The organism is Stenotrophomonas maltophilia (assembly GCF_900186865.1).
In the GTDB taxonomy this organism is placed as follows: Bacteria; Pseudomonadota; Gammaproteobacteria; order Xanthomonadales; family Xanthomonadaceae; genus Stenotrophomonas; species Stenotrophomonas maltophilia.
Map to the genome: position 1 here is coordinate 514,429 of NZ_LT906480.1, position 12,084 is coordinate 526,512.

The 12,084-nt window shown below is 66.7% G+C and carries 11 protein-coding genes; 9 read left to right on the plus strand and 2 right to left on the minus strand.

All coding sequences use genetic code 11. The features are described 5' to 3' along the window. The first annotated feature begins 25 nt into the window (after nt 1–25). The 8 genes from CKW06_RS02480 (at nt 26) to CKW06_RS02515 (ending at nt 9,394) form a co-directional block, all read left to right on the plus strand. The gene (locus CKW06_RS02480; protein ID WP_005407891.1) at nt 26–1,222 is read left to right on the plus strand and encodes a hypothetical protein; all 1,197 of its coding nucleotides are present in this window, start codon (nt 26–28) and stop codon (nt 1,220–1,222) included. Beyond that, nucleotides 1,213–2,313, plus strand: coding sequence for a hypothetical protein (locus CKW06_RS02485; protein WP_005407892.1), 1,101 nt, complete (start codon nt 1,213–1,215; stop codon nt 2,311–2,313). The genes CKW06_RS02480 and CKW06_RS02485 overlap by 10 nt, the downstream gene beginning before the upstream one ends. Nucleotides 2,314–2,410: 97 nt before the next feature. Beyond that, nucleotides 2,411–3,088, plus strand: coding sequence for a hypothetical protein (locus CKW06_RS02490; RefSeq protein ID WP_012479008.1), 678 nt, complete (start codon nt 2,411–2,413; stop codon nt 3,086–3,088). A gap of 16 nt (nt 3,089–3,104) precedes the next feature. Beyond that, the gene (locus CKW06_RS02495) at nt 3,105–4,751 is read left to right on the plus strand and encodes a CsgG/HfaB family protein (protein WP_024958762.1); all 1,647 of its coding nucleotides are present in this window, start codon (nt 3,105–3,107) and stop codon (nt 4,749–4,751) included. Nucleotides 4,752–5,133: 382 nt separating this feature from the next. Then, entirely contained in the window at nt 5,134–6,783 is a 1,650-nt protein-coding gene (locus CKW06_RS02500; protein ID WP_024957113.1) for a M28 family metallopeptidase, read from the plus strand. 212 nt (nt 6,784–6,995) lie between these two features. Beyond that, entirely contained in the window at nt 6,996–8,255 is a 1,260-nt protein-coding gene (locus tag CKW06_RS02505) for a sensor histidine kinase (RefSeq protein WP_024957112.1), read from the plus strand. Then, nucleotides 8,245–9,015, plus strand: a complete 771-nt coding sequence (locus tag CKW06_RS02510) for a LytR/AlgR family response regulator transcription factor (RefSeq protein ID WP_005407897.1) — start codon at nt 8,245–8,247, stop codon at nt 9,013–9,015. The genes CKW06_RS02505 and CKW06_RS02510 overlap by 11 nt, the downstream gene beginning before the upstream one ends. Before the next feature lie 34 nt (nt 9,016–9,049). Next, nucleotides 9,050–9,394: a hypothetical protein gene (locus CKW06_RS02515; RefSeq protein WP_024957111.1), complete on the plus strand. Its 345-nt coding sequence runs from the start codon at nt 9,050–9,052 to the stop codon at nt 9,392–9,394. Between the two features lie 39 nt (nt 9,395–9,433). Here the strand turns inward: CKW06_RS02515 and CKW06_RS02520 are convergent, their stop codons facing one another. Further along, on the minus strand, nt 9,434–10,048 hold the full coding sequence (locus CKW06_RS02520; protein WP_005407899.1) for a hypothetical protein: 615 nt from the start codon (nt 10,046–10,048) through the stop codon (nt 9,434–9,436). A 309-nt stretch (nt 10,049–10,357) separates the two neighbouring features. Here CKW06_RS02520 and CKW06_RS02525 point away from each other — a divergent pair, with 309 nt between their 5' ends. Beyond that, a complete protein-coding gene (locus CKW06_RS02525; RefSeq protein ID WP_024957110.1) occupies nt 10,358–11,287 on the plus strand; it encodes an oxygenase MpaB family protein in 930 nt (309 codons plus the stop codon). A 178-nt stretch (nt 11,288–11,465) separates the two neighbouring features. On the opposite strand, the gene CKW06_RS02530 is transcribed toward CKW06_RS02525, so the two are convergent. Continuing rightward, complete coding sequence (locus tag CKW06_RS02530) at nt 11,466–12,053, minus strand: TetR/AcrR family transcriptional regulator (RefSeq protein WP_024957109.1); 588 nt, start codon at nt 12,051–12,053, stop codon at nt 11,466–11,468. Between the last annotated feature and the right edge of the window lie 31 nt (nt 12,054–12,084).

Sequence of the window (12,084 nt, forward strand, 5' to 3'; positions counted from 1 at the left end):
TGCGTATTGACCGAGGAGCGGTTGGATGTATTCAAGGACGAAGAGCGCATCGCGCGCTTTTGCGCGCCTGCTTGCCTGTGCCCTGTGCCTGGCCGTGTGGCCGATGGCCGCGCAGGCGGCTGACAAATCGCAGCAGGCCTACTGGGCCGGTTTTGCCTATACCGCGGATGCCGCTGCCGTGCAGGCGACCACGCCGCATGCGCATGCCGTGCTGGAAAACCGCGGCCTGATCCCGCTGAACCAGACCCTGGCGCAGGCGCTCAAGCGCCGGCCGCCGGCGAACCTGGAGCTGATCGACCAGCCGGTGGCGATGCTCGACGGCACCACCAGCGCGACTGTGCTGGCCGCCGCACTGGACCGCGAACTGGTCTCGGTCGAGCCGATCGGCAACCAGTACAAAGTGCTGGTGGAAGTGGCCCTGCAGGCACTGTTCTTCGATTTCCGCGAGCGCCAGGTGATCGCGTCCTATCCGCTGACCCTGCAGCGCATCGACGTGCAGGACTATCGGCCGGACAACGACGATATCGACGCGATCGTCGCCGATCTGCTGTACGGCAGCGCCGATACCAGCCTGTCGCAGGTGCTGGCCGCCAGTCTCGCCCAGGCCAAGCTGCCCGATGCCGCCGTGCGTCGCCTGCAGGTCGGTGGCGTAACCCTGTCCGACGCGGTCCGCGCCAAGCTGCCCGACCCGAAGTGGGAAACCCCGCTGCGCGCCACGCTGGCCCATGAACTGTCCAAGACGCTGTCGTCCAATACCGGCGTCGGCCTGCTGCCGCCGGCCTCGGGCCAGGCGATCGGTGGTGCGATGGCCGCCCGCTTTGCCGACGGCAAGGTCTACCAGCTGAAGATTCCCGAGCCGGACTACGTCATCACTGTGCAGGTCGATGCGCTGAAGAACGGCGTCATCAATGAAACCCCGGCGATGAAGACGATGCTGTTCGGCGCATTCTTCACCGCCAAAGTGACCGAACCGTTCTCCGGCAAGGTCTATTTCGAACAGCCGCTGCGCAAGGGCGCCACCAAGGTGGTGCCGGTCACGCAGTGGCAGGTCGACCAGTGGTCGGCCAGCTACGAAACCCTGCTGGCCGGCTTCGATGCCTTCGCCGGCGCCGCCGCCAAGCGTGCCGATTCGCGCGCATGGCTGGACGAACAGAAGCCGGGCGGCCGCCCGTTGCAGCAGCAGACCCAAGCCCTCCAGGAGTTGATCAAGTCATGTCGTTGATGCGTACCATCCTGCTCATCCTCATCGCGCTGGTGGTGGCCTCGCCGGTCGCCGCGCAGACCGCGAGTTCGCGCGGTACCGGTTCGGCCAGCTACGGCCTGCGCCTGAGCGCCGACACCCGCGCGCAGGCCCTGAACAAGGCCAAGGTTAATGCACTGGAGGCGTACATCGCTGAAACCGGTGCGGCCAAGCTGCGCCTGTTCGAAGCCCGCCGCGCCGAGTTCATCGGCGAGATCGACCGTTATGTGCTCAGTGCCGTGCCGCTGTCGGACACCGAAGACAAGAAGGCCAAGACCTACACCGTCACTGTCCGCGCCGAGATCAACACCACGCTGCTGCAGACCAAGCTGGACGCAGGTTCGGCCGTGGCCGGTGCCACCGCCGCGCAGCGTTCGCTGCTGACCTTCCTGTTCATGGCACGCTCGCAGGACACCGTGCAGTCGTTCCAGGACAAGGAATACCGCCGCGTCGACGCCAGCAGCAGCTACAGCGAGAACACCCGTGAAGGCGACAGCTTCCGTGGCAACTCGGTCAGCACCAACGGCAGCATCAACCAGAACGGCTCGGTGTCGGTCACCAGCGGTGGCAGCACCACCCAGCGCAGCGACAACATCAGCTGGAAGGTGGCCAACGCCGCTGAAGTGAACACCGCGATGACCGGTGCCTTCAGCGCCGCCGGCTACGAAGTGGTTGAAGCCGAGTACGTGGAAGGCGAATCGCGCGGCCTGCTGAGCATCGAGCGCATCCGCAAGGACTTCAGCACCGGCAACGACCTGTCTGCCGCCACCCTGCGCGATACCGCCAACGGCATCCGTGCGGCCAACATCCCCTACATCGCCGTCGGTACCCTCGACGTCGGCATGCGCGACCGCGATCCGGCCAGCGGCAACACCCGCGTGTTCGTCACGGTCACCGGCAAGGTGCTGGACGTGACCGGTCGTTTCCCGCGCACCGTGTCGTCGGTGGGCCCGGTGCAGTTCTCCGGCACCGGCCCGAATGAAACCGTGGCCCGTACCAATGCCCTGCAGCTGGCTGCCGAGAAGGCCGCCCAGCAGATGATCAACGAACTGAACGTCAAGGCAGTCCGCTGATCCGCCACCCGGTGGGTGCCGAGCTCGCTCGGCATCGCGCTGGGGTTACCGATTCCCACGTGCCGCTTCGCGGCCGTATCTCCCAAAGGACACTCATATGATCCGCAATACCGCTCTTGTCGTGGCCATCGCTGCCGCCACCCTGTCGATGCCGGCCCACGCGGGCCTGGGCAAGCTGAAGGACCTGGCCGGTGCCGCCACCGGCACCTCCAGCAGCAGCGCCTCCAGCGCCGCCGCTCCGGATGAAGCCGCGCAGGAAGCGCTGGTGCGTCGTTTCGTCAGCTCGCAGTCGCACTCGCTGCAGGCCCAGACTTCGTTCGCCCGCGCCTTCGGCCTGGCCGAGCAGGTGCAGCTGCTGGAAGCCGAGCGCCAGGCGCTGTCGTCGGGTTCGGTCAGCGTCGATGCGATGAAGAAGTCGGTGTCGGTCAGCGAAGCTGCGCAGGCCGCGATCAACGAGCGCCAGGCCGCTCAGCCGGAACTGAACGCTGAATCCAAGCAGCACTACGCCGAAGGCCTGGTCTCGCTGCTGGCGTCGGCAGCCGAAGCACAGAAGCTGGGCGGCGAAGCCAGCAGCTTCACCGCCGGCATGAAGAACCTGGGCGCGACCCAGCTGGCCACCGTTGGCCGCAAGCTGGCAGCGGGCGCATGGGTGGCCAAGGAATCGCCGGGCTTCATCCAGGGCCTGTACGGTTCGACCAAGTCGGCCGTGACCTTCGCCAGGAAGAGCAAGGTGAAGGTGCCGTCCAACGCCGACTCGATGCTCGACTCGATCTGATCCGAGGCGAATCTCCATGCGTATGACAACCCGTTTGATCGGCCTGGGCCTGGCCGCCGCGCTGCTTGCAGCCTGCGGCAAGCAGGACACCCCGGCCGCCGCGCCCGCCAAGGACAAGGCAACCAGTGCACTGGCCAGCAATGCGCCAGTGGAAGCAGCGCCCCTGCGTGGCACGCCGGATTTCGGCGGCACCACCCAGGTCGCGCGCGAAGCCGACGGCATCGGCAGCACCCCGGAACTGGCGGTGCTGGCGGCGCTGCAGTCGGCCGTGGCGCAGGTCAACGGCGTACGCGTGGCCAGCCAGATGCAGGGCCTGCGCGCAGGCCTGCATGTGGATGTGGATGGCGAACACGTCGGCGATATCCGCGCCGACGCGTTCACCCAGCAGATGATCGCCGGCTCGCAGGGCGCGGTGCTGGGCTATGAAATCCTGTCGCAGGATGAAGTGCGGCAGCTGGACGAGGAAACCATCGCCCGCGTGCGCGCCAGCGATGAAGGCTGGAGCTTCAAGGGCTCGGCGTCGGCCAATGCGTCCGGCGAAGCCTCGGCCAAGAGCGGTTCGGCCTCGGCCAGCGTCAGGGAAAGCTACGACGAGAAGGTCAGCGTCGATGCCAAGCGTGGTGCAAGCTCGTTCGATTCCGACGTGACCCACCGCAGCATGCGCAGCTACTGGAAGGTGCGCGTGCGCGCGCAGATCGCCCAGTACCGCGCGCCGGACGAGCAGGGCAAGCCGAAGATCGTGGTTGCACTGCCGCGCACCAAGGCCAGCAGCTACGCCGTAGGCGATGGCCGCGTGGATGCCGATGAAGTGGCCGACGCGATCCGTGCGCGCCTGTCCGACACGCTGACCCAGACCCAGCGCTTCATCGTGCTGGACCGCGAATTCGGCGACGAACTGCAGGCCGAGATCGACCACATCAACAGCGGCAACGTGCGCCTGCAGGACACCGCGCGCGTGGGCCAGCAACTGGCGACCGATCTGATCCTGATACCGACCATCGAACGCTTCGAGTACCCGCGCAGCGTGCGCAACCTGCGCATGTCCGACCGCCAGGTGACCTCGTACTCCGGTGGCGGCCGCATCACCCTGCGCCTGATCAACGCCACTACCGGCCAGGTGGTGATGTCCGACAGCTTCGACCACCAGCTGGCCTCGACCGGCCCCAGCACCCTGCCACGCGTGGTCAACGGCCGCAACATGGCCGCGGCGATGATGGAATCGCTGTCGGGCCAGATCGGCACCAGCATCGTCACCACGCTGTTTCCGGTGTCGGTGGTCTCGGTGGACGGTGACCAGGTGGTGCTGAGCCAGGGCGGTGACACCGTGCAGGCCGGCCAGCGCTGGCAGGCCGTGCGCCTGGGCGAAGAACTGAAGGACCCGCAGACCGGCCGCTCGCTGGGCCGCAGCGAACACCCGTGCTGCACCATCCGCATCGACCGCGTCGCTGCACAGACCTCGTACGGCACCATCGAAGACGGCGTCGACGCGATGCGCGGCGGTTTCCGTCCGGGCCAGATCGAACTGCGCCAGAAGCTGGGCAACAAGCCGGCCGCCGCCGCCGCAGGCGCGACTGCCTCGGCCGCTCCCGCAGCTGCCGCACGCCCGGCCGCCAAGCCGAAGCCCAAGCCCGCTGCCGCGCCGGCCGAAGACCCGAACTGGTAACAGGCTCAAGCAACACACCGATGGAGTCAGAGCCCTTTCCCGCCGGGAAAGGGATCTGACCCCTTCGTGTTTTCCATGCGTGTCGACCAAGGTCGACACCTACCAACAGCGATGTGTCGACCAAGGTCGACACCTACCAACAGCAGCGGGAACCTGTCGAAGGCGGGGTGGGTCCGGTTGCGGGGGCGTGAGCCGCATGGATGCGGCGACCGAGCTTACATGGATGTACTTGCAGCGTCCCCCGCAACCGGACCCACCCCGCCTACCCTCAGGAAACCAGCTTTTGCTGTTGCTTCGGCTGTTGCCGTTGTTTCGGCAGGTGCAGGGCGCAGCCCTGCCGAATCCCATTACACTCCAGAAGGATTTCCTGCTGGAGAGAGCAATGAAACGAGTAGTACTGGGCCTGCTGGCCCTGTCGGTGTCGAGCGCACTGATGGCGGCCACCCCGAAATTCGATGGCGCGCGGATCTCCGCCGACGTCAAGGAACTGGCCTCCGACGCCTACGAAGGCCGCTCCCCGGCCACCGCCGGCGAAGAAAAGACCATCGCCTTCCTCAGCAAGCAGTTCGCCGACGCCGGCCTGCAGCCGGGCGGTGACCTCAAGGACGGCAAGCGCCTGTGGACCCAGGCCGTGCCGCTGCGCAAGGGCGACATCGTCGGCGCGCCGCAGTTGGCATTGCACCAGGGCGGCAAGACCCTGCCGCTGGAACAGGGCAAGCAGATTGCCGTGCGCGCCGCCATGAACGGGGCCAGCAACGTCGACATCAGCAAGGCCCCGCTGGTGTTCCTCGGTTACGGCGTGAAGGCCCCGGAGCGCAACTGGGACGACTTCAAGGGCGTGGACCTGAAGGGCAAGATCGCCGTCGTACTGATCAACGACCCGGACTTCGAGACCGGCCAGGGTGACTTCGACGGCAAGGGCATGACCTACTACGGCCGTTGGACCTACAAGTACGAAGAAGGCGCCCGCCAGGGTGCGCTGGGCGTGCTGATCGTGCACGAGACCGCACCGGCGTCGTACGGCTGGGCCACCGTGGCCGGCTCCAACACCAACACCATGTTCGACGTGGTGCGCGACAACCCGGCCGACAGCCACCCGCTGCTGGAAGGCTGGATCCAGCGCGACCTGGCCGTTGAGCTGTTCCGCTCGGCCGGGCAGGATTTCGAGGCGCTGAAGAAGAAGGCGCAGCAGCGCGACTTCACCCCGGTGCCGCTGACCGGCGCCAGCCTGGACGCGAAGTACGCGGTGAAGACCGAAGTGATCACCTCGCACAACGTGGCCGCGCGCCTGGAAGGCAGCCGCCACCCGGACGAGACCATCGTCTACAGCGCGCATTGGGACCACATCGGCGTGGGCGAGCCCGACGCACGTGGCGACCGCATCTTCAATGGCGCACTGGACAACGCCAGCGGCACCGCCTCGCTGATCGAACTGGCGCGCGGCTTCGCCAAGGCCAAGCGTCCGGAGAGGTCAGTGCTGTTCCTGGCGGTCACCGCCGAGGAAAAGGGCCTGCTGGGTTCGGAGTACTACGCCACCCATCCGCTGTATCCGCTGGAAAAGACCGTGGCGGTGATCAACATGGACGGCATGGCGCCGTTCGGGCCGTCGCGTGACTTCGGCATCTACGGTGCCGCGCGTTTCGAGCTGCTGGACCAGCTGAAGGACGTGGCCAAGGGCTGGGATATCCGCTACACGCCGGACCCGAAGCCGGAAGCCGGCCTGTTCTTCCGCTCCGATCACTTCCCGTTCGCCAAGCGTGGCGTGCCGGCGCTGTCGTGGTCGGCCGGCCAGGACTGGGTGGACGGCGGGGTGGCCGCAGGCAAGAAGGCCTCCGAGGACTACACCGCCAAGCGCTACCACCAGCAGGGCGACGAATGGCAGCCGGACTGGGTGTTTGCCGGTGCCGCCCGCGACCTGGAAGTGCTGTACACGCTGGGCAACCAGCTGGCCAACACGCGCAGCTGGCCGAACTGGAGCAAGGACGAATCGTTCCGTGCCGTGCGTGACGCCAGCGCCGACCAGCGCAAGTAAGGGCATGCGCCGGGTTCGCCCGGCGCCTCCCGGGCAGTGCCGGGCGCTGGCCGGCATCCCTGTGATGCATGCGGAGAAAGTGGGGAGCCGGCCAGCGGCCGGCACTACCAGATGGCCTTCCATCCCCGCTTTTCCGGCCTTCGTCGCAGCCCGCTTGTTTGCCCGGCGGGCCGCTCTATGCTCGGCTCACCCCCTTCCTCCAAGGCGCCGCCGTGTTCGCCAGCCTCTCTCTCCTGATCCGCCACCTGCTGGCCTGGGCCGCCGCGCTGGTTGTCGCCGGCATGGTCTGGAGCGGCATCTTCAGCGGCATGAACGATGGCCCGGGCTGGGTGTTCGGCCTGCTGGCGATGTTCCTGATGATCTCCGCGCTGGGCAGCGCGATTACCCACGTGCGCCGGGTCTGGCTGGTGGCCGGCCGATTGGATTCGACCACGTTGTCCGGGCGCCAGCGCCGCCAGGTGGAACTGCCGATGGATGCCGGCCAGGCCTATGCCGTGGTGGAAGCGGCGATTGCCGAACTTCCGCGCGTGGAAGATGTGGAAAGCTCGGCCGGCAGCCTGCAGGTGCGCGCCTACGTGCGCCGGGTGGACCTCTGGAATGGCCGCCAGCCCTCGCGCTGGAACCTGCCGGCGCGGCTGGCGATCAAGCGCAACAGCGTGCTGGCGACGGTCACGCCGGGGCAGGGCACCAGTACCGTCACTCTGCTGTTCGAACCGGATGCTGGCTGGTGGGCCGATCTGCTGGCGCTGGATGAGGGCAGCAACTTCGAGAATGCCGAAGCGGTCACCCGCGCGATCAGCCGCCGTGTTGCCGACCAGCGCCGCGATGAGCAGGCCGCCGCCGAACAGACCCAGGTGGAAAAGGAACTGTCGGTCGCGCGCTTGAACCTGCTGCATGCGCAGGTGGAGCCGCACTTCCTGTACAACACGCTGGCCAACGCGCAGGTGCTGACCCGCACCGACCCGGCACGTGCCGAGCAGATGCTGGGCCACCTTATCCAGTACCTGCGCAGCTCGTTGCCGCAGGTGGACGAGTCGGTGTCGACGCTGGGCGTGGAGCTGGAACGCACGCGCGCCTACCTGGAGATCCTGCGCATCCGCATGGGCGCACGGTTGGCGGTGGAAGTGCAGGTACCGAATGAGCTGCATGGCGTGCACCTGCCGGCGATGGCACTGCAGACGCTGGTGGAGAACGCGATCAAGCACGGCCTGGAACCCAAGCCCGGCGGTGGCACGATCTGGATCCTGGCGCGTGGCTTCGATGACCATGTGACCGTGACCGTCGCCGACGACGGGCTCGGCTTCGGCCCGGGCACCAGCGGCACCGGCATCGGCCTGAAGAACCTGCGCGAACGCCTGCGCCTGACCTGTGGCGAGCAGGCTGGCGTGGCGATCGTTGCCAACTTCCCCAGCGGTGTGGCCGCGACCATGACCTTGCCGCAGACACACAAGGAGCGCAGCCATGCCGCTTGAAGCCCTCATTGCCGAAGACGAGGAACTGCTGCGGCAGTCACTGGTGGAACAGCTGCGCCGGTTGTGGCCGGAGCTGAAGCTGGTGGCCGAGTGCGAGGACGGCGCCAGTGCGCTGGAGCAACTGGCCGAGACGCAGCCGGACATCGCGTTCCTCGACATCCGCATGCCCGGCATCAGTGGCATCGAAGTTGCGCGCTCGCTGTCCGAGCTGAGCCCGCGCACCCAGGTGGTGTTCGTCACCGCCTATGACCAGTACGCCATCGACGCGTTCGAGCAGGGCGCGATGGATTACCTTCTGAAGCCGGTCAGTGACGAACGCCTGCTGGCGACGCGTGAGCGCATCCTGTCGCGGCTGCCATCGACGCGCCAGGATGACGCCGTGCTTGAACGCCTGCTGCAGCGGCTGGGGCCATCGCAGGGTGCTGCCGAGCGCCCGCCGCTGGCCTGGATCACCGCCAGCAACGGCCGCGAGACGCAGCTGATCATGCTGGAAGATGTCGCCTACTTCCGTGCCGACAACAAGTACACCACCGTGGTCACCGCTGCCGGCGAGAGCCTGTTGCGCACACCGTTGCGCGAACTGCTGGAAGTGCTCGACCCGCAGCACTTCCGCCAGATCCACCGCTCCACCATCGTCAACATGAAGGCTGTGGCGGCGGTCAGCCGCGACGATACCGGGCGCGGCGTGCTGCGGCTGCGGGGCCGGACGGAAACACTGGTGGTCAGCCAACCATTCATGAGCCTGTTCCGCGGCATGTAGCCGCACCGCACCTTTCCGCTACCAGGAGCATTGCATGCGTCCTTTCCTGCTTGCAGGCCTCGCTGCACTGGCGCTTGCCGGTTGCCAGAAGTCCACCGAAACCGCGATCACCCGCACCACTGCCAATGGCGTGGACACGCTGTACAGCAAGCGCACGGTAGTGGACGGCGTGGCGCGTTTTGAGTGCATGGCCAGCCGCAGCGGTCAGTGCCATTACCTGCTGCTGGACCCGGCCTGTCGTCCTGACGCCGCGTGTGCGAAAGCGCCGATACGGTCGTTCGCGTTGGCGGTCGGCACCACCCAGGAGTTCAGGGACCTGCCGAAGGGCTTCGCCCAGTGCGTCAGCGAGGATCGGAAAGAACAATGCCACCGTGAGTGATCACGGTGGCATTGTGGGTCCCCCCGCTTCCCTGAAGGGTCAGTAGGCAGGCTGCAGTGTCAGGTCGTGGTGGTGCTCGTTCTCGCCCACGTGGTTGAGGCGGCCGACCAGTTCGGAGTGCTGCTTCATGCGCCCGATCTCGGTCATGATGCGGATGTCCTCGTGGCGCAGCTCGCGCTTGGCGGTGACCGCCTGCTTGTAATCGAGCACTTCCGGGTAATGCTCGGCCAGTTCCAGGGCCTCGGCCACGTGCTCGACGCTGTCGGCCTTGGAGCTGATGCGTGCGCGACTGTTGAACGCCTTCATCCAGCGCTCGAAACCGGCCTGCTGATCGAACATGTTGGCCATGAACCAGATCACGAACAGGATCGAGACCCACGAGCCGAACACGACTACCACGCGGGTGAACGTGATATGGAAGTCGTCACGCCACAGGTAGTTGGCGATCAGGCCAAGAATCAGCAGCGAGGCTGCCTGCCAGCCGACGATCGAGGCGATCAGCCATTGGCACTTGGCCTGGGCCAGCACTGCTACTTCATCGCGGATCTGCTGCTCGCTGAGATTGCGCCAATGCGCAACCTGTTTATCGAACGGGCTGCTGTAGAGCTCGTTGTCGCGAAGCAGAATTCCCAAACCCTTGAACAAAGCAATCATGGCTGGCTCCTTGTGGAACGTGCGTCGATCAGCATTGGACGGTGTGGCGGGTCCAGTTCTAGCACTTCCAGCGAGCCGTGCAATGGGCGCAATGCCAAGCCGCGTAAGGGCCTTCTCTGAATCGGTGAATGTTGCTGCATCGCAGCATCGAGGCCGGAGCCTGCGACAGGATGTCGCAGGGTGAAATGTGCTGCGGCCGCACATGAAACCGTGGCTGAGTGCGAAGACTCGCCGCCGGCGTCGTGATCGCCCAGAATCGGGGCCGACCGCGCAACTCGCGGCCACCCTTTCGCTTTTCCTGGACCTGTGATGCCGGCTCTGCTGCAGCGACTCTCCCGCCCCGTCACCGCGCCGATCCGGCGCTGGGTACTGGAGGCCTTCCCGCGTGGCCAGAGCGGCATCGATTACGACCAGCCGCTGGGTGACCCGGGCTGGTTTGGACCTGACAGCGTGACCTGGCGCCTGCACGCGGAGTTCCCCTCGATGCTGGCCGGGGGCCTGTGTGCGCTGATGCTGCAGACCCTGCATCCGCGCGCGCTGGCCGGGGTCTACGACCGCTCCAATTTCCGTCATGACCTGGTGGGTCGCCTGCGTCGCACCACTGCGTTTGTCGCCGGTACCAGCTATGCACCCAGCGGGGAGGTAGAGGCGCTGGTGGCCAAGGTGCGCCGCATCCATGCACAGATCCGTGGCCAGACCGCGCAGGGCGAGCCCTACGCGGCGGACGATCCACAACTGCTGACATGGGTGCACGTGACTGAGGCGTTTGGTTTCCTGCAGGGCTTTCGTCGCTACGGGCGCGAGGTGCCGGCGCACATCGCCGACCGCTACTACGACGAGTACCGCCGCGTGGCCGAAGCACTGGGTGCGGTGGATGTGCCGCGCAGTGAAGCCGAGGTTGCAGCGTACTTCTGCGCGCGGCAACCGGAGCTGCGTGTGGACGAGCGCTCGCGTGAAGTGCTGGAGGTGTTGTCCGGCGTGCGCCTGCCGGTACCGGTGCCGGGGCTGTCGCGCGAAGTGTTCCTTGGCGCCGGTGCGGCACTGCTGCCGGACTGGGCCGAAGGCATGCTTGAACGCAGCGGCCGCCAGCGTGCGCAGGCGGCCGCTTCAGCGAAGCTGATGCAGGGCATGGCGCCGCTGTTCCGCCGTGCGCTGCCCGATGGCCTCGCCAGCCGCGCCTGCGCGCGCATGGACGTGCCAGTGTCGGTGCTGCGCGAGTGGCCCACCGTTCCCCGGTAGGTGCCAACCTTGGTTGGCACGCGCTGCGCGACAAAGCTTCATCCACGCATGGTGTGGATCTACTGATGCCATTGTTTTGGTTGGAACGCGTTGCGCGCGGTGCCGCAGAAGGGCCAACCAAGGTTGGCCTCTACCAGAGCGGATGCGGCAGCATATCCACGCCATGCGTGGATGGGCCTCACCCGGCCGACTTCAAGCCACGCAACAGCATTTCCAGCGCCGTCGTCGCCTGCCGCAGGCGCGCGTCGCCATCCTCGCCCTCTGCAATCCAGAACGCGGCCTCGGCCAGGCTGCCGTAGATCAGCGATGCCAGCGCGTGCGCATCCACCGGCATCGCTACGCCCTGCGCGATCAACTGTTCGATCAGGCGCTGCATCGAGTGCACGCAGTGGCGCTGCGATTCCGGTGAGGCGCCACCCAGCACCGCGCGCGCGTCACGCAGCACGATGCGCTGGATCTCCGGTTCCAGCGCCATCTCCAGATAGGCACGGCAGCGCTGCACGAAACCGTCCCAGGCATCATCCGCGCCATCGCTGATCGCCTGCAGGCGCAGGTCGGTCTCGGCGTCGAGCTGGGCGACCACCGCGGCCAGCAGGCCCTTCTTGTCGCCAAAGTGGTGGTAGAGCGCACCCCGGGTCAGGCCGGCTTGGGCGGTCAGGTCATCCATCGAGGTGGCGGCATAGCCATGCTCGCTGAACACGCGGCGGGCGGTGGCCAGCAGGCTGGCACGGGTTTCTTCCATTTCGGCGCGGGTGCGACGGACCATCCGGAGCTCCTTACATACGCAGTGCATGATT

Excerpts from the sequence above, each read along its gene's own strand:
- CKW06_RS02485 (WP_005407892.1), top strand. The coding sequence starts at position 1,213 with ATGTCGTTGATGCGTACCATCCTGCTCATCCTCATCGCGCTGGTGGTG.
- CKW06_RS02510 (WP_005407897.1), top strand. The coding sequence starts at position 8,245 with ATGCCGCTTGAAGCCCTCATTGCCGAAGACGAGGAACTGCTGCGGCAG.
- CKW06_RS02495 (WP_024958762.1), top strand. The coding sequence starts at position 3,105 with ATGCGTATGACAACCCGTTTGATCGGCCTGGGCCTGGCCGCCGCGCTG.
- CKW06_RS02520 (WP_005407899.1), bottom strand. The coding sequence starts at position 10,048 with ATGATTGCTTTGTTCAAGGGTTTGGGAATTCTGCTTCGCGACAACGAG.
- CKW06_RS02515 (WP_024957111.1), top strand. The coding sequence starts at position 9,050 with ATGCGTCCTTTCCTGCTTGCAGGCCTCGCTGCACTGGCGCTTGCCGGT.
- CKW06_RS02500 (WP_024957113.1), top strand. The coding sequence starts at position 5,134 with ATGAAACGAGTAGTACTGGGCCTGCTGGCCCTGTCGGTGTCGAGCGCA.
- CKW06_RS02530 (WP_024957109.1), bottom strand. The coding sequence starts at position 12,053 with ATGGTCCGTCGCACCCGCGCCGAAATGGAAGAAACCCGTGCCAGCCTG.
- CKW06_RS02525 (WP_024957110.1), top strand. The coding sequence starts at position 10,358 with ATGCCGGCTCTGCTGCAGCGACTCTCCCGCCCCGTCACCGCGCCGATC.
- CKW06_RS02490 (WP_012479008.1), top strand. The coding sequence starts at position 2,411 with ATGATCCGCAATACCGCTCTTGTCGTGGCCATCGCTGCCGCCACCCTG.
- CKW06_RS02480 (WP_005407891.1), top strand. The coding sequence starts at position 26 with ATGTATTCAAGGACGAAGAGCGCATCGCGCGCTTTTGCGCGCCTGCTT.